Source organism: Micromonospora sp. NPDC000442 (genome assembly GCF_042898635.1).
Classification (GTDB): domain Bacteria; phylum Actinomycetota; class Actinomycetes; order Mycobacteriales; family Micromonosporaceae; genus Micromonospora.
In genome coordinates this window covers 72,788-91,103 of sequence record NZ_JBIAYZ010000019.1, presented here as the reverse complement: position 1 = coordinate 91,103, position 18,316 = coordinate 72,788, and the positions used below count along the sequence as shown (strand labels likewise).

Sequence of the window (18,316 nt, the reverse complement as noted above, 5' to 3'; positions counted from 1 at the left end):
ACCAGAAGTGCAAGATCGCGGGGGTGGGTGGCGGGTGTTACTTGGAGGCGGGGCGGCAGGGAGGTCGGGTAACCTTGACGGCCGAAGGGCGATGATCCGGCTATCACCGGGGAGCTTCCGGAAGAACGGCTGGGTGACCGGCTCAGTAGAACCGGACGGGGCGGCCCGTTATCGCCGACAACGAGCGGGCGGTCGAAGCTGACCGTCAAGCGGGGTGGTACCGCGGGCCCCCGGAGCGCCGGTCACGGCGTACCGGAGAGTTCGTCCTCGCAGACCCACACGACAGTGAGCGTCAGCGAGGAGAGCGACCCCCGATGGCCTATCCGTTGCACGACCCGACCGCCGGCGGCGTACCGGCGAGCCCGGACCTGCCCGCGGTCGAGCGCCGGGTCCTGGAACACTGGACGGCCGACAAGACCTTTGAGGCGTCCGTGGATGCCCGCCCGGCGGGCGACCAGGGAAAGAACGAGTACGTCTTCTACGACGGCCCGCCGTTCGCCAACGGCCTGCCCCACTACGGCCACCTGTTCACCGGGTACGTCAAGGACGTGGTGCCGCGTTACCAGACCATGCGCGGCCGGCGGGTGGAGCGGCGCTTCGGCTGGGACTGCCACGGCCTGCCCGCCGAGGTGGTCGCCGAGAAGCAGCTCGGCATCACCAGCAAGGCGGAGATCCTCGACCTCGGTGTGGCCCGGTTCAACGAGGCGTGCCGCAGCTCGGTGCTGGAGTTCGCCCAGGACTGGGAGCGGTACGTCACCCGCCAGGCCCGCTGGGTCGACTTCACAAACGACTACAAGACCCTCGACCTGGACTACATGGAAAGCGTCATGTGGGCCTTCAAGACCCTGCACGACAAGGGCCTGGTCTACGAGGGCTTCCGGGTGCTGGCGTACTGCTGGCGGTGTGAGACGCCGCTGTCGAACACCGAGACCCGGATGGACGACGTCTACCGCGACCGGCACGACCCGACGCTCACGGTGTGGTTCGAGCTGACCGCCGACGACTCCGCGCCGGAACTGCTCCGGGGGCCGCTGCGGTTGGGCGTCTGGACCACCACGCCGTGGACCCTGCCGTCGAACCTGGCCCTCGCCGTCGGCCCGGACATCGAGTACGCGGTGCTGGAGCGCGACGGCGCTCGCCACCTGGTGGGCGCGGCGCGGCTCGGCGCGTACGCCAAGGAACTTGAAGGATACGAGCAGGTCGGCACGGTGCGTGGCGCGGACCTGGTCGGTCGCCGCTACACCCCGCTTTTCGACTTCCTGGTGGAGCAGGCCGGGCCGAACGCGTACCAGGTGCTCGGGGCGGACTTCGTGACCACCGAGGACGGCACCGGGATCGTGCACCTGGCTCCCGCCTTCGGCGAGGACGACCAGAACGTCTGCAACGCCGCCGGCATCCCGACCGTCGTCACCGTCGACGACCACACCCGGTTCACCGCGCTGGTGCCGCCGTTCGAGGGCGAGCAGGTCTTCGACGTCAACAAGCCGGTGATCCGCCAGCTCAAGGAGCGGGGGGTGGTGCTCAAGCAGGACACCTACACCCACTCGTACCCGCACTGCTGGCGCTGCGACACCCCGCTTGTCTACAAGGCGGTGTCGTCGTGGTTCGTCGCGGTGACGACGTTCAAGGACCGGATGGTCGAGCTGAACCAGCAGATCAACTGGACGCCGGGGCATATCAAGGACGGCTCGTTCGGCAAGTGGTTGGCCAACGCCCGGGACTGGTCGATCAGCCGGAACCGGTTCTGGGGCTCGCCCATCCCGGTGTGGAAGTCGGACGATCCGAACTATCCGCGGGTCGACGTGTACGGCTCGCTGGCCGAGATCGAGCGGGACTTCGGGGTACGCCTGACCGACCTGCACCGGCCGGCGGTGGACGAGCTGGTCCGGCCCAACCCGGACGACCCGACCGGCAGGTCGATGATGCGTCGGGTGCCCGAGGTGCTGGACTGCTGGTTCGAGTCCGGCTCGATGCCGTTCGCCCAGGTGCACTACCCGTTCGAGAACGCCGACTGGTTCGAGCACCACTACCCGGGTGACTTCATCGTCGAGTACATCGGCCAGACCCGCGGCTGGTTCTACACGATGCACGTGCTGGCCACCGCGCTGTTCGACCGGCCGGCGTTCCGCAACTGTCTCAGCCACGGCATCCTGCTCGGCTCCGACGGGCGCAAGATGTCCAAGAGCCTGCGCAACTACCCGGACGTCTACCACGTCTTCGACTCGTACGGCTCGGACGCGATGCGTTGGATGCTGATGTCCTCGCCGGTGCTGCGGGGCGGGGACATGCCGGTCACCGAGGCGAGCGTGCGCGACGCCGTCCGGCAGGTGCTGCTGCCGCTGTGGAACGTCTGGTACTTCTTCTCGCTCTACGCCAACGCCGACTCGCACACCGCGCGACGCCGAACCGACTCGACGCACCTGCTCGACCGGTACGTGCTGGCGAAGACGAACGAGCTGGTGTCGACGGCCGGCGCGCAGATGGACGCGTACGACATCTCGGGGGCCTGCGCCACCGTGCGGTCCTACCTGGACGCGTTGACCAACTGGTACGTGCGTCGATCCCGGGACCGCTTCTGGGCCGGCGACGCGGACGCCTTCGACACGCTGTGGACCGTGCTGGAGACGCTCTGCCGGGTGGTGGCGCCGCTGGCGCCGCTCACCGCGGAGGAGATCTGGCGCGGGCTGACCGGCGAGCGGTCGGTGCACCTGACCGACTGGCCGGTGGCCGAGGCGTTCCCGGCCGACCACGAGCTGGTCGCCGCGATGGACAACGTGCGTGCCGTCGCCTCGGCGACGCTGTCGCTGCGCAAGGCCAAGGGGCTGCGGGTACGGCTGCCGCTGTCGAAGCTGACCGTGGCCAGCCCGGTGGCCGGACAGTTGCGGCCCTTCGCCGACCTGGTGGCCGACGAGGTGAACGTCAAGGAGGTCGTCTTCACCGACGAGGTGTCGGCGTACTGCCAGCAGGTGTTGACGGTGGTGCCGCGGGCGCTCGGGCCCCGGGTCGGCAAGCAGGTGCAGCAGGTGATCAAGGCGGTCAAGGCGGGGGAGTGGGAGCTGGTCGACGGCGCTCCGGTGGCTGCCGGGGTCACCCTCGCCGACGGCGAGTACGAGCTGCGCCTGGTCGCCGCCGACGCCGAGCACTCGGCGCCGCTGCCCGGCGGCGAGGGGGTGGTGGTGCTGGACACCACGGTCACCGCCGAACTGGCCGCGGAGGGGCTGGCCCGGGACTTCGTCCGAGTGGTGCAGCAGGCTCGCCGCGCCGCCGATCTCGACGTGTCCGACCGGATCGTGGTGACGGCGGCGGGCTCCGACGAGGTCCGGGCGGCGGTGGCCGGGTACCGCGACTTCGTGGCCCGGGAGGTGCTGGCCGACAGCGTCGACTTCGCCGAGGGGATCGACGGCTTCGCCGGTGAGGTCGGTGAGGGCGTGCCGGTGACGGTGGTCGTTCGTCGCGTCTGAGTTGCCCGGAGGGGCCCTTCCCGACCGGAGGGCCCCTTTCCGGCAACCCGTACTCAGCCAGCGGACCAGCCCGACCTCACGCATGCTGTGGTGGGGCGGTCCGCTACGGTGACACCGCCTCTTACCTCACTCGATCCGCCGGAGGACCAGTGCCGCTGCTCTACACCATCGGCAAGCTCACCGTGGGGCCCGCGATGCGGCTGGCGTTCCGTCCGACGGTGGAGGGGCTGGAGCACATCCCGGACAAGGGCGGCGCGATCTTCGCCGGCAACCACCTCTCGGTGGCCGACGAACTGTTCCTCGGCACGGTGGTGCCCCGGCACCTGGCGTTCTGGGCCAAGTCCGAGTACTTCACGGGCACCGGCGTCAAGGGCCGCTTCTCCAAGTTCGTGCTCACCGGTCTCGGTGCGATCCCGGTGGAGCGGGCCGGCGGCCGTGCCGCGCTTGCCGCGTTCGACGCCGCCATCCCGGCGCTCAAGGGCGGCGACCTGGTGGTCGTCTACCCGGAGGGCACCCGCTCGCCGGACGGGCGACTGTACCGGGGACGCACCGGAGCGGTCCGGCTCGCCATCGCGGCCGGAGTGCCGATCATCCCGGTGGGCATGATCGGCACCGAGAAGGTGCAGCCGATCGGTGCCCGGGTGCCGCGCCCCTTCACCGGCAAGATCACAGTCAGGTTCGGCAAGCCGCTCGACTTCACCGGCCGGCCGGACGACCGGTTGTCGCTGCGGCAGATGACCGACGAGATGATGGGTGAGATCCAGAAGCTGACCGGCCAGGAGTACGTCTCCCGCTACGCGCCGCCGCGGGCCCACCCGCCGGTCACCGGCGAGGCCGACACCCGCTGAGCCGTCCTGCCGGTCGCGCCGACGGCGCACGGTGATCGGTTCGGTCAGCCATCGGTGGTGACGATCTGATCCCGTAGGGTGCCCAGCAGTCGGGAGCTGTCGTCCACGGAGAGCCCGGTGAAGACACCGGTGGCGATGCTGCCGTGGTCGACCGAGGTGCACACCACCGCACCGACTCCGTCGGTGCGTCCCACCGCGCAACGTTCGTGGCGACCCCGGACACCGGTCTCCATGATCTGCTTCTCGCCGAGCGCGTACTGCTCTTTGAGCCGCTCGATCTCGGCGTCGGCGTCCGCCGACGGGGTGAACCGGAAACCGGTGCCGCCGAAGACGGTCACCCGCTTGCCGTTGCTCGTGTGGTAGATCCCGGCGAAGGTGTCCTCGGCGAGCCAGTGCGACTGGCGCATCTGGGTCTCCAACTGTCGCGCGTCACGGGCGCTGCGCGGGTCCTCGCGCAGCCGCAGGTCGGCCACCTGTTGCGGCAGCGTGGCGTTCGCCGGGTACTGGCTGGCCATCGGCATGCCGTAGTAGGCCGGGCAGCCGCAGCAGCAGGCCAGGGTCAGCAGCAGCAACCAGGGCCAGCGGCGACGTCTGCGGACCGGCACCGGGACGTACCCCGCGGGCGGTTGCCAGCCCGGTGGAGGCGCGACCGGTCCAGCCTTGGCTTTCTTCCTGCCTCGCCGACCGCGGGGCGGTGGTGACGCCGGTGGGCCGGCCGGGGCGGGCGGGTAGGGCCCGGGTGGTTGCGGCCGCTGTGGCGCGATCGGGGGCGGGGGTTGTTGCGGTGACGCGACCGGAGGCGGCGGAAGGGGCGAGACCGGTGCCGGGGAGACCGGGGGCCCGGAGTACGGCCGGGTCGGCGGCGGGCTCGGGTAGGACAGCGTCGGCGGCAGGGCGGGAAAATCGGTCGAGGGAAGTTCCCAGCCGCTGGTGTCGACGCCGGCCCACGGATCGACAGGTGTCTGGTGTTCCGGCTGCGACACCGGCGGCGCTGGCGGCGGGGTGGGTTCGGCCGACTCGCCCCAGCCGCGTCGGCGCGGTGCTGCCGGCGGTACCGGTGCCGAGCCGCTCCAGCGCGGGGTGACCGCCTCCGGCGCGGACTCGGGCAACACGCGGGTGCCCTGCGGACCGACCTGCGGCTCCATCGGCACCGGCGGCTGGCCCTCGTCGGAGACGGCCTCGGTGGGCCGCGCGTCGGCGGGCGCGCCGGCCTCGGTGGGGGCCGCCTTGGTGGGTTCGGCGTCGGCCGGTTCGGCGTCGGCCGGCGCGTTTCCGGCCGGTCCGGTGTCAGCTGGCCTGGCCGGCTGGTCGGCCTCGGCCGGGTCGGTGGGCAGTTCGTGGGTGACCGCCGGCTCCCCGTCCCGGTGTTGCTCCGGACGGCTCCCGTCGACCGGCCGGTCGGCTCCCGGCTGCGGCTCCGGCATCGCGGCAATCTCCTCTCGCGCCGGTCCGAGGTTAGTACCGGTGTGCCACCGGGACCGACCCGGGATGACGGGAAGGCCGGTGCAAGCTGGTCCGCCGGGCGCCGGTACGACCCCGAGGGCGTTCGCCGGCCCGCCCACGGTGCCGGGTATGAGCGGCGGTCGGTGGGCGGGCGCGTACCCTTGGGCATCATGAGCGTCCCGCCCACGACTTCGCGTCCCGTCGCGGCCAACTCCGTGTGGCCCCGGCTGGAGCCGCTGCTGCCCCAGGTGACCAAGCCCATCCAGTACGTCGGTGGTGAGCTGGGCGCGGTGGTCAAGGAGTGGGACGCGGCGACCGTACGGTGGGCGCTGATGTACCCGGACGCGTACGAGGTGGGGCTGCCCAACCAGGGCGTGCAGATCCTCTACGAGGTGCTCAACGAGCTGCCGGACACCCTCGCCGAACGGACGTACGCGGTCTGGCCGGACCTGGAGAAGCTGATGCGCGCCCACGGCGTGCCGCAGTTCACCGTCGACGCACACCGCCCGGTCCGCGACTTCGACCTGTTCGGCGTGTCGTTCGCCACCGAGCTGGGCTACACGAACCTGCTCACCGCGATCGACCTGGCCGGCGTCCCGCTGCTCGCCGCCGACCGCACCGACGCCGATCCGGTGATCGTGGCGGGTGGGCACGCCGCGTTCAACCCCGAACCCATCGCCGACTTCGTCGACGCCGCCGTGCTCGGCGACGGCGAGGAAGCGGTCCTGGAGATCACCGGGATCGTCCGGGAGTGGAAGACCGAGGGCTGCCCGGGTGGCCGGGACGAGCTGCTGCTGCGGCTGGCGCGTACCGAGAGCGTCTACGTACCGCGCTTCTACGACGTGGACTACCTGCCCGACGGCCGGATCCAGCGGGTCGTGCCGAACCGGGCGGACGTGCCGTTCCGGGTGCACAAGCGCACGACGATGGACCTGGACGCCTGGCCGTACCCGAAGAAGCCGCTCGTTCCGCTGGCTGAGACGGTGCACGAGCGGTACGCGGTGGAGATTTTCCGGGGCTGTACCCGGGGTTGTCGGTTCTGTCAGGCCGGCATGATCACCCGGCCGGTGCGGGAGCGGTCGATCACCACGGTGGGGCAGATGGTGCAGCAGGGGCTGGAGTTCTCCGGCTTCCACGAGGTGGGCCTGTTGTCGCTGTCCTCGGCCGACCACTCCGAGATCGGTGACATGTGTTCCGGTCTGGCCGAGCAGTACCAGGGCACCAACGTCTCGCTCTCGTTGCCGTCCACCCGGGTGGACGCGTTCAACATCGAGCTGGCGCAGGAGCTGTCCCGTAACGGCCGGCGGACCGGTCTGACCTTCGCCCCCGAGGGTGGGTCGGAGCGGATCCGCAAGGTGATCAACAAGATGGTGTCGAAGGACGACCTGATCCGTACGGTGGTCACCGCGTACACCAACGGTTGGCGGCAGGTGAAGCTCTACTTCATGTGCGGCCTGCCGACCGAGACGGACGACGACGTCCTGGAGATCGCCGACATGGCGCACGAGGTCATCCGGGCCGGTCGTGCCGCCACCGGCTCCAAGGACATCCGGTGCACGGTCTCGATCGGCGGGTTCGTGCCCAAGCCGCACACCCCGTTCCAGTGGGCGGCCATGGAGCGGCCCGAGGTCATCGACCACCGGCTCAGGCTGCTCAAGCAGGCCATCAACGCCGACCGCTCGTTGGGCCGGGCGATCGGGTACCGCTACCACGACGGTGAGCCGTCGCTGATCGAGGGCCTGCTGTCCCGCGGTGACCGTCGGGTCGGCGCGGTGATCCGTCGGGTCTGGGAGAACGGCGGTCGGTTCGACGGCTGGAGCGAGCACTTCTCCTACCAGCGCTGGGTGGACGCGGCAGCCGAGGTGCTCCCCGATTTCGGGATCGACCTCGACTGGTACACCACCCGGGAGCGCGACGAACTGGAGGTCCTGCCCTGGGACCATCTGGACTCGGGCCTGGACAAGGACTGGCTCTGGCAGGACTGGCAGGACGCGCTCAGCGAGTACGAGCAGGACGACTGCCGGTGGACGCCCTGCTTCGACTGCGGCGTCTGCCCGGCGATGGACACCGAGATCCAGATCGGCCCGACCGGCCGGAAGCTGCTCCCGTTGACCCCGGTCAACGGCCTGAAGCTGTCCGCCGGCGCTCAGCAGTAACCCGGCGCCACGGGTGGGGCCCGACACCGAGGAGCACGACCATCAGTAGGAAACCACAGCCCGAGGGCGGCCAGGCACCGGTCGTACAGCGCGTCCGGATCCGGTACGCCAAGCGTGGCCCGCTGCGGTTCACCTCGCACCGGGACTTCGCCCGGGCCTTCGAGCGGGCGCTGCGCCGGGCCGGCGTACCGGTCGCCTTCTCCCAGGGTTTCACCCCGCACCCGAAGATCTCGTACGCCAGCGCGGCGCCGACCGGGGTGGCGAGTGAGGCGGAGTACCTGGAGGTCGGCCTGCGTGAGCCGGTCGATCCGGAGCAGTTGCGGCTGGCGCTGGACGCGGCGCTCTCGCCCGGCCTCGACGTGCTCGACGTCGTGGTGGCCAGCGGTGCGAGCCTGCCCGACCGGATCGAGGCGTCCCGCTGGCGGATAGAGCTACCGCAGGTGGATCCCGACGTGCTGGCCAAGGCGGTGGCCGTCTTCACCGCCGCCGACGAAGTGCTGGTCGAGCGGATGACCAAGCAGGGGCGGCGCACCTTCGACGCCCGCGCCGCAGTTGTCGACATCGATATGATCCCGGCATCGGCGACGCCTTCCGGGGGCCCGTCCGTACCGTGTGCGATACTCGAACTGGTCGTGCGGCAGGTCACCCCGTCCGTACGGCCCGATGACGTCCTTTCCGGCTTCCGCGTGGTGGCCGGCCTGGAGCCGCCGGTGGCCCCGAAGGTGATCCGGCTGGCTCAGGGCACGCTGACCGCGCAGGGTGCGATCGTGGATCCGCTGGACGCGGACCGCGACGGGGCAACCATCGGCGGGCGCTGACCGACGGTCGGCGTCCAGGCAGGCAGACTTCGCCGGCGCGCACCCTGTGCGCCCGGGGAAACACCTTTTGCGGCAACCCTGCGTGGCAGCGCTCACCCGCGCCCGGGGAAGCCAGAACTGGAGAACGTCCATGCTCGAGAACGAGCCCGAGGGCAGCGAACGGGCCGGCATCAATCCGGCCGACGAGAGCGCCGAGAACAGCACCACCGAGGCGACCGGATCGCCCCCGCCGCAGGACGCGGCCGAATCCGGCCCGGTCGCTGACCCGCCGGAGGAGATCGCCGGTGCCGTGAGCGGCACCGCCGACCTGGGTGGTGTCGCGGACCTGGATGGCGCGACCAACGTCGACCCGGCCCCGCGGCGTCGGACGACCCGCCGCCGGGCCACCTCGGTCAGCCGGCCCGAGCAGACCGAGGCGCCGGTGGAGGCGTCCGGTGCCGCGGCGGTCGGTAGCGGGGAAGCCCCTCAGGCCGAGGTGTTCGCCCCGGTTTCGGGTGACCTCGACCCGGCCGCGAAGACGCCGCGACGCCGCCGCAAGGCGACCACCGGGCAGAAGGCCGTCGAGGAGCCGTTGGCCGTCGCCGAGGCGGAGGGCACCGACAGCGGTGTGGTGCCGCCGGTCAAGGTGACTCGTACCCGTCGCCGGAAGTCCACGCCCCCGCCCGCCGAGCCCTCGGCCGACGCAGTGAACGAGCCGTCCGCCCAGGCCGAGCCGGCGCAGCCCGCCGCTGATGCTGGCCTCGCTCCGGCGGCCGGCACCGACTTCGGCTCCGCCGCGCTGCCCGCCGAGGGTGCCGCCGATCCGGAGCAGGCGGCCGAGCCGGCCGAGGCCGCTGAGCCGGTGGGTGCCGTCGCGCCGGAGAGTTCCGCTGAGCCGGTGGGTCCGGCCGCTGCGCCGGCCGAACCCGAGGGCCGCTCCCGCCGTCGTAAGGCGGCGCTCACCGCCCCGACGGTGCTGTTCATGGCTCCCGAAGAGGTGCTCGCCGCCCGCGCCGCTGCCGCGGAGCCCACCGAGGAGGAGCCCGCCGAGGAACCGGCCGAGCCGTCCCGGCGGCGTCGCCGGGGCCGGCGGGAGACCGAGCCGGTGGTGGCGACCGAGACCGAGGAGGAACCCACCGCGTCGACCGAGGAGGTCGCCGAGGAGGAGGACGACGAGGAGACCGCGGCCGGCCGGCGTCGCCGCCGTCGCGGTCGCCGGGGCCGGGGCCGGGGCAAGGGCGGTGCCGACGACGGCGAGGAGGCCGAGGAGAGCGAGGCCGCGGAAACCGTTCAGGCCGAGACGGAGGAGCCCGAAGCCGAGTCGGAGTCCGAGTCCGAGGAGGGTGACGAGGGCGACGGGATGACCCGCCGGCGGCGTCGGCGGCGTCGCCGCGGCGCCGGTGACACCGACGGTGCCGCCGACGACGGTGTGCCCACCGTGGTCAAGATCAGGGAGCCACGCCGAACGGTCGACGAGGTGCAGGGCGTCTCCGGCTCCACCCGGCTGGAGGCCAAGCGGCAGCGCCGTCGGGACGGCCGCGAGCAGCGCCGGACCCGCCCGCCGATCCTCAGCGAGTCGGAGTTCCTGGCCCGCCGCGAGGCGGTCGACCGGGTCATGGCCGTGCGCCAGCGTGGCGACCGGACCCAGATCGCCGTGCTGGAGGACGGCGTCCTGGTCGAGCACTACGTCACCCGCAGTTCCGCCGGCACCATGGCCGGCAACGTCTACCTCGGCAAGGTGCAGAACGTGCTGCCGAGCATGGAGGCGGCGTTCGTCGACATCGGCCGAGGTCGCAACGCGGTCCTGTACGCCGGCGAGGTCAACTGGGACACCAGCGGTCTGGAGGGCAGAGCCCGCTCGATCGAGCAGGCCCTCAGGTCCGGTGACTCGGTGCTGGTGCAGGTGACCAAGGATCCGATCGGGCACAAGGGGGCCCGGTTGACCAGCCACATCGCGCTCTCCGGCCGGCACCTGGTCTACGTGCCCGGTGGCAACGCCTCCGGGATCAGTCGCAAGCTGCCGGACACCGAGCGTAAGCGGCTGCGTGACGCGCTGAAGAAGCTCGTGCCCGACGGTGCCGGCGTGATCGTCCGGACCGCGGCCGAGGGCGCCAGTGAGGACGAACTTGCCCGGGACGTCAAGCGGCTCCAGGCGCAGTGGGAGGACATCCAGGACAAGGCCGCCGAGGGTGGCGCGCCGGTGCTCCTCTACCAGGAACCCGATCTCGTGATCAGGGTGGTTCGCGACCTGTTCAACGAGGACTTCCGTGAGCTGGTCATGGAGGGCGACGAGGCGTACGACATGGTCGAGTCGTACCTCTCGCACGTGTCGCCGGACCTGGTCGCGCGGCTGCGTCGGCACGTCGGCACCACGGACATCTTCGCCGAGTACCGCATCGACGAGCAGATCCTCAAGGGGCTCGACCGCAAGGTCTTCCTGCCCTCCGGCGGGCACCTGGTGATCGACCGGACCGAGGCGATGACCGTGGTCGACGTGAACACCGGCAAGTACACCGGTGCCGGGGGCAACCTGGAGGAGACGGTCACCCGCAACAACCTGGAGGCGGCCGAGGAGATCGTCCGGCAGCTGCGGCTGCGGGACATCGGCGGCATCGTGGTGATCGACTTCATCGACATGGTGCTGGAGTCGAACCGCGAGCTGGTGCTGCGCCGGCTGACCGAGTGCCTGGGCCGGGACCGTACCAAGCACCAGGTCACCGAGATCACCTCGCTGGGCCTGGTGCAGATGACCCGGAAGCGGATCGGCGCCGGGCTGCTGGAGGCGTTCAGCGAGACCTGCGAGTGCTGCAAGGGTCGGGGCCTGGTCATCCACACCGAACCGGTGCCGGAAAAGCCGCGCTCCGGTGGCGGGGACAAGGTCAAGGCGGTTGCCTCGGCAGGTGCCCCGGCGGCCGAGCAGACGACCGCTTCGTCCCGGCGCCGGGCGCGTAAGAACGCCGCGTCGGCGGAGCGGACCGTGGTGGAGGTCACCGAAACCGACACGACGAGCACCGCCGACGCCGATTACCACGACACCATGGGCTACGACCTCTCACGTTACGAGACGGACACCCCGGCCGCGCCGGACGTCGCCGACAGCCAGCAGGGCGAGGCGGCACGGCTCGCTGCCCCGGACGACCCGGACGCGCTCGGTGAGACCGACGAGGAGGGCGGCACCGGTCGGCGTCGTTCCCGTCGTGGGGCTGCGCGTCGCCGTACCCGGCCCTGACGGCGTTCGGTAGGGCCAGCTCGGCCCGGTGACGGGCAGACGACCCGACAGGTCCCGTCCGGCGGTGATGTCCGCCGGGCGGGGCCGTCCCGTATGGTCGATGCGCGGTCGCCGCGGCCCGGCCCGGGCTCACTGACCCGCCCTCGTGCCTCTGGCACGCGGCGGGTGGACGTGGCCGCCGGAGGAGGAGACGATGCGCCGACCACTCGCCGTCACCGTGGCCACGGCCGCGCTGCTCGTCGCCACCGCCTGCTCGGCCGAACGCCCCGACGCGGGTGCGCCGTCCGCCCCGGCCTCGACGGGCGTCGACGTCACCACCGGACCGGCGACGCCCACCCCGGAGCAGTCCGTGGCGACCCCCGCTCCCGGGGCGGCAGGTGGAAACGCCCCAGAGGTCTGTGCCGCCGCCCAACGGGCCAGCGGTGACGCGGGGAAGAAGTACGTCGAGCAGCTCGCCGCGATGGTCACCGCGACCGGTGCGGGTGACACCGCCGACGCGGAGGCCGCCGGCCGACGCGCCGAGGCGGCCCTGACCGACTGGGAGAAGGCGCTCAGAGCGCAGGCGGCGCGCGCCGACGACCAGCGGCTCAAGGAGCTGCTGACGGAGTTGTCGACTGAGATCGGCCAGCTCGGCACCGACATCGAGGCGCTCGAGGGGACCGCGCTCGACCGACTGCAGCAGCGTCTCGACCAGCTCTGCGCCCGCTGACCGGACCGGCCCGGTTTGGGTCCCGACCCGACCATGGCGTACGCTAGCCTGCGGCGCACTTTGGTGTGCCGAGTTCCCGCGTGCCCGCGCCGCCGTGCTTCTGCTGCCCGGCGAGCCGCCGTGGGGACGACCGCCAGCAGCCTCAACGACAGGGAGTCCGCCTCCGATGTACGCGATCGTCAAGACCGGCGGCAAGCAGTACAAGGTCGCCGAAGGCGACGTGATCGAGGTCGAGAAGCTCACCGGTGCCCCCGGTGACGCGGTGAAGCTCGCCGCGGTGCTCCTCGTCGACGGTGACGACCTGGTGACCGACGCGGCGAAGCTCGCTCAGGTCGAGGTGTCCGGCGAGATCGCCGCACACACCAAGGGCCCGAAGATCCGGATCCACAAGTTCAAGAACAAGACCGGCTACCACAAGCGCCAGGGTCACCGCCAGCCGTTGACCCAGGTCAAGGTGACCGGCATCTCCAGCGGGAAGTAGGTCGTCCTCCAATGGCTCACAAAAAGGGTGCGTCCAGCTCGCGTAACGGTCGTGACTCCGCGGCCCAGCGACTCGGCGTGAAGCGCTTCGGTGGTCAGGTCGTCAGCGCGGGTGAGATTCTCATCCGTCAGCGTGGCACCAAGTTCCACCCCGGTGACCTGGTCGGCCGCGGCGGAGACGACACGCTCTTCGCGCTGGCCGCCGGTGCGGTCCAGTTCGGCACCAGGCGCGGTCGTAAGACCGTCAGCATCGTGCCGCAGCAGTAGCTCTCCGGCGTAAGCGGGCCGTGGACCTGATGTCCCGGCCCGCTTCGCCTTTTCTCGCGCGGGGCCGAGCCCTGCTGGAAGGATTACGGCGTGACGACGTTCGTTGACCGGGTCGTCCTGCACCTGCAGGCCGGCGACGGCGGGCACGGCTGTGTCTCGATCCACCGGGAGAAGTTCAAGCCGTTCGGTGGCCCGGACGGTGGCAACGGCGGACACGGTGGCAGCGTCTCGCTGGTGGTCGACCCGCAGGTGCACACGCTGCTCGACTTCCACTTCCGGCCACACGTCAAGGCGGAGAACGGGCGGGGCGGCGCGGGATCGAACCGGGACGGCGGCAACGGTGCCGACCTGGTGCTCAAGGTGCCCGACGGCACTGTCGTGCAGACCAGCGACGGCACCGTGCTGGCCGACATGGTCGGCGCCGGCACCACGTTCGAGGTGGCCCGGGGCGGGCGCGGCGGCCGGGGCAACGCCTCGCTGGCCAACTCGCGCCGCAAGGCCCCCGGCTTCGCCGAGCTGGGTGAGCCGGGCGAGCAACTGGACGTGGTGCTGGAGTTGAAGAGCGTCGCCGACGTCGGTCTGGTGGGTTTCCCGTCGGCCGGGAAGTCGTCGCTCATCTCGGTGATCTCCGCCGCCAAGCCCAAGATCGCCGACTATCCGTTCACCACGCTGGTGCCGAATCTCGGTGTCGTCCGACTCGACAACCACACCTTCACCGTCGCCGACGTGCCCGGGCTGATCCCGGGCGCGGCCACCGGCAAGGGTCTGGGGCTGGAGTTCCTTCGGCACATCGAGCGCTGCGCCGTGCTGGTGCACGTCATCGACACCGCGACCCTGGAGCCGGGGCGGGACCCGTTGGCCGACATCGACACCATTGAGGCGGAGCTGACCGAGTACGGCGGGCTTGCCGACCGGCCCCGGCTGGTCGCGCTGAACAAGGTAGACGTGCCGGACGGCCGCGACCTCGCCGAGATCGTCCGGCCCGACCTGGAGGCGCGTGGTCTGCGGGTCTTCGAGGTCTCCGCGGCCACGAGGGAAGGGCTCAAGGAATTCACGTACGCGATGGCGGAACTGGTGGAACAGTCGCGTGCCGCGACGCCACCGGCCGAACCGACGCGGATCGTGATCCGGCCGAAGGCGGTCGACGACGCCGGCTTCACCATCGAGGCCGAGGATGACGGCTCGTACACCGTGCGCGGTGTCCGCCCGCAGCGCTGGGTGCGTCAGACGAACTTCGACAACGACGAGGCGGTCGGCTACCTCGCCGACCGGCTGGCCCGGCTCGGCGTCGAGGACCAGTTGGCCAAGGCCGGTGCCCAGCCCGGCGACCTGGTTCGCATCGGCGAGCGCGAGTTCGACTGGCAGCCGACCCTCTACGCCGGCGCCGAATTCGTCCCGGGTGCCCGGGGCCGTGATGTCCGGCTGGAGGAGAAGTCGACCCGGGCCAGTGCGGCCGAGCGGCTGGCGGCCCGCAAGGCGCGCCGGCAGCGACCGGCCGACGAGGTCGCGCCGGCGTCCGGGGGAGTTGGGCTGGCGTCCGGCGAGGTCGCGGCGGCGTCCGACGAGGTCGAGCCGGCACCCGCCGACGGAGACGACGCCGAATAGCTCGATGCGCTCCGAAATGGGGACGACTGCTGGAAACCCTCGCGAAATTTCGTCGCCCTAGCGTGGAGTGATGCTGATCGAGTCCCGCCCGCTGGCGGATCCGGAGGTCGCCGCGCTTGCCGCGGCCGAGCAGCGGGAGCTGCGTGAGCTAGCGAGCGGCGCCGGGCGGGACATCGGCACGCACGATGACACCTGCTGTCTGACGGCCGTACTCGCCGGCCGGGCGGTGGGGTACGGCGGGATCCGGGTCCGCGACGACGAGACCGGCGAGTTGGCGCATCTGTACGTGCGTCCCGCCTACCGGCGCCGCGGTGTCGCCCGCCAACTGGTCGCCGCGCTGGAGGAGTTGGCGTACCAGCGGGGGCACTCACTGGTCCGGGTGGAGACCGGTCCGCACCTGCCGGGGGCGGCGTTCTTCCGGGCCTGCGGGTACGAGCCGACTTCCGGAGACGACGGTGGGCCCGGTGGCGGGCCGTATCGGACGTGCCTCGCCAAGCGGCTGCCGGTTCCGGCCTGAGCCCGATCAGGGGCGGTCGAACGGGCGGTCGAGACGGCCGCCGCTGCCGCCGGCCCTCGCCGACAGCAACAGCCCGAGCAGGAGCATCCCGAGGCCGAGTGCCAGGTGCAGCCAGTTGTCCGCGCCGTTGAGCGGGATGAAGTTCGCGCCGCTCTCCTCGCCGACAGCCAGCCCGTAGATCCACAAGCCGAGATAGAGCACACCGCCCGCGACGAGGTAGAGGCGGGCACCGGCCACACTACGGGCCAGCACCAGCCCGGCCACGGCGAAGCCGAGATGCAACAGGTTGTGCAGGACCGAGACCTGGAAGAGACCGAGGAGCCGGGCACCGGAGTGGTGCCCGGCGAAGGTCATGTCGCCGTAGCCGGTGGTGATGCCGGGCACGAACCCGAGCACCCCGAGCAGCAGGAACACTCCCGCCACGACCAGGGCGGCGAGCTGGACCGGGGTGCGCGTGACCTGGCCGCCCACTGACCGACGCGCCATCGAGGTCACCTCCGTGATCCGCGGGCCACGCCCGCGACAGTCCGACAGTTGGACGGGACGCTCCGTGACGCAAGACCGTCCCGCCGATCCTTCATCCTGTCGCCCGTCCCGGCCGATCCGCAGGGAAATCCCCGATCGAGCATGGGTGCCCGATCGCAGGGTAGGTCAATCAGCGGCAGCGGCGACATCGTCCGCCGCACCCCCAACACCCGCGACGATCCCGCAGCGGAAGGGACATCATGACCTACGATCTGTCATCCACCCCCAGGACCCACGAGCCCGATTCGCCAAACGGCAGCGGCGTCCGCGAACAGGCCCGCCAGGTGGGCTCGGAGGCCGCGCACGCCGGTGGAGCGGTGGCCGAGACCGCCCGCGAGCAAGGCCGGGAGGTTGGCCGGGAGGCCGCCCGCCAAGCCCGGGACCTGTACGGCGAGGCCCGTACGCAACTCGCCGGCCAAGCCGGTGAGCAGCAGCGACGTGCCGCCGGTGGCCTGCGCTCGCTGGCCGACGAGATGCGCTCGATGGCCGACAACGGCGGCCAGGCCGGCCCGGTGAGCGAACTCGCCCGGCAGGCCTCCGACCGGGTGCACGGCGTGGCCGGTTGGCTGGAACAGCGCGAACCTGGCGACCTGCTCACCGAGGTACGCGACTACGCGCGCCGCAACCCCGGCACCTTCCTGGTCGGCGCGGCCCTGCTCGGTGCGGTCGCCGGCCGGCTGACCCGCAGCCTCTCCGCGAGTGGCGACGACCGTCCCGGCCACGCCGCCATGCACGACCCGTACGGCGACCCCGACCGGACCGTGGCCCTGCCGACGCAGGCCCCGCCGCCCGTCGGGGCGGCGGGAGTGTCCGCCGGAGGAAACCTCGACCCGCGTACCCAGCCCGCCGACTTCCGGCCGATCGACGAGGGGCACCCCGGCACGGGCGCGCCGCTGCCCCCGGTGGACCGGACCGATCCGCTGCCCGGCGTGCCGTCGAGCGGGACCACCCGCCCGTGAGGACCCGAGTCATCCGAAGGGAGGCGACGGCATGACCACGCCGACGCAGAGTTCCGCGGCGGACCCCCGGAACCATCACCCGCCCTCGGCGGAGGAGGTCCGGGGTAGCTCCATCGGCGAGCTGATGCGCCAGGTCACCAGCGACCTGTCGACCCTGATGCGGCAGGAGGTGGAACTGGCAAAGGCCGAGATCCGTCAGGAGGGGAAGAAGGCGGGCAAGGCCGCCGGCCTGTTCGGCGGTGCCGGCTTCGGCGCGTACATGGTCGCCCTGTTCCTCTCCCTCGCACTCTGGGGCGGCCTCTCCAACGTGATGGACGCCGGCTGGGCGGGACTGATCGTGGCCGTCATCTGGGCGGCGATCGCGGCGCTTCTCTACACGATGGGCCGACGGAACGCGGAGCGCATCCGCGGGCTCAAGCAGACAAACGACAGCGTGCAGCGCATCCCCGACGCGCTCAAGCCACACCCGGAGGGAGTGACCCGATGAGCACCGACCCCGTTCAGATCCGCCGGGAGATCGAAGCCACCCGCGACAACCTGAGTTCCGACGTGGACGCGCTGGCGTACAAGGTCAGCCCGGGCCGCATCGTCGACGATCGTAAGCAGCGGGTGCGTACCACGCTGCAGAATGTGAGGGACACGGTAATGGGAACCGCATCCGACCTCGGCCATCAGACCAGCCAGGGAGCCCACGCGGCCGGCGATCGTGCCGCCGCGAAGGCCGCTGCGGTGGGCGACGCCGCGCATTCGGCGGCCTCGACCGTCGGCGACGCGGCCCACCGCGCCCCGCAGGTGATCAGGCGCAAGTCCGAGGGGAACCCGTTTGCCGCCGGCCTCATCGCCTTCGGCGTCGGCATGCTCGTCTCCTCGCTCATCCCGCCGACCCAGCGTGAGCAGCAGCTGGCCACCCAGGCTCGGGAGAAGGCCGGTGAGCACGGCTCGGCGGTGACCGAGAAGCTGGGCCGGGTGGCCAGCGAGATGAAGGAGGAACTGCGTGAGCCGGCGCAGCAGGCCGCCGAGTCGGTGAAGGCCACCGCGCAGGACGCCGCGCAGGCGGTCACCGATGACACCCGGTCCGCGGCCCACGACGTGAAGGACCAGGCGCAGCACTCCCGGCACCAGGTGCGGCACTGACCGGTCAGCGAACGCAGCCGCTGCTCACGGCGGTCTGTCGCACGAACCGGACGCGACATCGGCGTGACCTCGGCAAGGGCTCCTCCTCGGGCGTACCGATCGGAGGAGCCCTTGCCTTCCGTCCGTTTCGCGGTCTCCGTGCCGGGTAGCGGGCTCTGCGGGCGGCCGGGCACCGGACGTCCGGGG

Annotated in this window: 15 protein-coding genes; 13 read left to right on the top strand and 2 right to left on the bottom strand. The window is 71.6% G+C overall.

Going from position 1 to position 18,316, the window contains the following annotated elements:
• The first annotated feature begins 314 nt into the window (after window positions 1–314).
• Together ileS and ACFY2A_RS24980 are read left to right on the top strand one after the other, a co-directional pair.
• Window positions 315–3,461, top strand: a complete 3,147-nt coding sequence (ileS, locus tag ACFY2A_RS24985; protein WP_387175016.1) for an isoleucine--tRNA ligase — start codon at window positions 315–317, stop codon at window positions 3,459–3,461.
• Between the two features lie 149 nt (window positions 3,462–3,610).
• Entirely contained in the window at window positions 3,611–4,309 is a 699-nt protein-coding gene (locus ACFY2A_RS24980) for a lysophospholipid acyltransferase family protein (RefSeq protein WP_363925134.1), read from the top strand.
• Window positions 4,310–4,353: 44 nt separating this feature from the next.
• Here ACFY2A_RS24980 and ACFY2A_RS24975 read toward each other — a convergent pair whose 3' ends face one another.
• Entirely contained in the window at window positions 4,354–5,733 is a 1,380-nt protein-coding gene (locus ACFY2A_RS24975) for a hypothetical protein (RefSeq protein ID WP_387175013.1), read from the bottom strand.
• 189 nt (window positions 5,734–5,922) lie between these two features.
• On the opposite strand from ACFY2A_RS24975, the gene ACFY2A_RS24970 reads away from it, so the two are divergent.
• The 8 genes from ACFY2A_RS24970 (at window position 5,923) to ACFY2A_RS24935 (ending at window position 15,512) form a co-directional block, all read left to right on the top strand.
• A complete protein-coding gene (locus ACFY2A_RS24970) occupies window positions 5,923–7,908 on the top strand; it encodes a TIGR03960 family B12-binding radical SAM protein (protein ID WP_363925128.1) in 1,986 nt (661 codons plus the stop codon).
• A 98-nt stretch (window positions 7,909–8,006) separates the two neighbouring features.
• Window positions 8,007–8,726: a TIGR03936 family radical SAM-associated protein gene (locus ACFY2A_RS24965; RefSeq protein WP_387175039.1), complete on the top strand. Its 720-nt coding sequence runs from the start codon at window positions 8,007–8,009 to the stop codon at window positions 8,724–8,726.
• 130 nt (window positions 8,727–8,856) lie between these two features.
• Window positions 8,857–11,934, top strand: coding sequence for an Rne/Rng family ribonuclease (locus ACFY2A_RS24960; protein WP_387175011.1), 3,078 nt, complete (start codon window positions 8,857–8,859; stop codon window positions 11,932–11,934).
• A gap of 193 nt (window positions 11,935–12,127) precedes the next feature.
• The gene (locus ACFY2A_RS24955; protein WP_363925126.1) at window positions 12,128–12,643 is read left to right on the top strand and encodes a hypothetical protein; all 516 of its coding nucleotides are present in this window, start codon (window positions 12,128–12,130) and stop codon (window positions 12,641–12,643) included.
• Between the two features lie 166 nt (window positions 12,644–12,809).
• Window positions 12,810–13,124 carry a 50S ribosomal protein L21 gene (gene rplU / locus ACFY2A_RS24950; protein WP_093407572.1) on the top strand — a complete coding sequence of 105 codons (315 nt, stop codon included), beginning with the start codon at window positions 12,810–12,812 and terminating at the stop codon, window positions 13,122–13,124.
• Between the two features lie 11 nt (window positions 13,125–13,135).
• A complete protein-coding gene (rpmA, locus tag ACFY2A_RS24945) occupies window positions 13,136–13,390 on the top strand; it encodes a 50S ribosomal protein L27 (RefSeq protein WP_091197044.1) in 255 nt (84 codons plus the stop codon).
• Between the two features lie 90 nt (window positions 13,391–13,480).
• Window positions 13,481–14,995: a GTPase ObgE gene (gene obgE, locus ACFY2A_RS24940; RefSeq protein WP_387175008.1), complete on the top strand. Its 1,515-nt coding sequence runs from the start codon at window positions 13,481–13,483 to the stop codon at window positions 14,993–14,995.
• A gap of 70 nt (window positions 14,996–15,065) precedes the next feature.
• A complete protein-coding gene (locus tag ACFY2A_RS24935; protein ID WP_387175006.1) occupies window positions 15,066–15,512 on the top strand; it encodes a GNAT family N-acetyltransferase in 447 nt (148 codons plus the stop codon).
• 6 nt (window positions 15,513–15,518) lie between these two features.
• Here ACFY2A_RS24935 and ACFY2A_RS24930 read toward each other — a convergent pair whose 3' ends face one another.
• A complete protein-coding gene (locus ACFY2A_RS24930) occupies window positions 15,519–15,998 on the bottom strand; it encodes a DUF4383 domain-containing protein (protein ID WP_387175004.1) in 480 nt (159 codons plus the stop codon).
• A gap of 239 nt (window positions 15,999–16,237) precedes the next feature.
• On the opposite strand from ACFY2A_RS24930, the gene ACFY2A_RS24925 reads away from it, so the two are divergent.
• Genes ACFY2A_RS24925 through ACFY2A_RS24915 form a run of 3 tightly spaced genes read left to right on the top strand, consistent with a single transcriptional unit; the run spans window position 16,238 to window position 18,130 of the window.
• Window positions 16,238–16,996, top strand: coding sequence for a hypothetical protein (locus tag ACFY2A_RS24925; RefSeq protein WP_387175002.1), 759 nt, complete (start codon window positions 16,238–16,240; stop codon window positions 16,994–16,996).
• Between the two features lie 31 nt (window positions 16,997–17,027).
• Window positions 17,028–17,483, top strand: coding sequence for a phage holin family protein (locus ACFY2A_RS24920; protein ID WP_363925121.1), 456 nt, complete (start codon window positions 17,028–17,030; stop codon window positions 17,481–17,483).
• Window positions 17,480–18,130 (top strand): DUF3618 domain-containing protein, encoded by a 651-nt coding sequence (locus ACFY2A_RS24915; protein ID WP_387174999.1) that lies wholly within the window; start codon window positions 17,480–17,482, stop codon window positions 18,128–18,130. Before ACFY2A_RS24920 ends, ACFY2A_RS24915 begins: the two co-directional genes overlap by 4 nt.
• The last annotated feature ends 186 nt before the right edge of the window (window positions 18,131–18,316 follow it).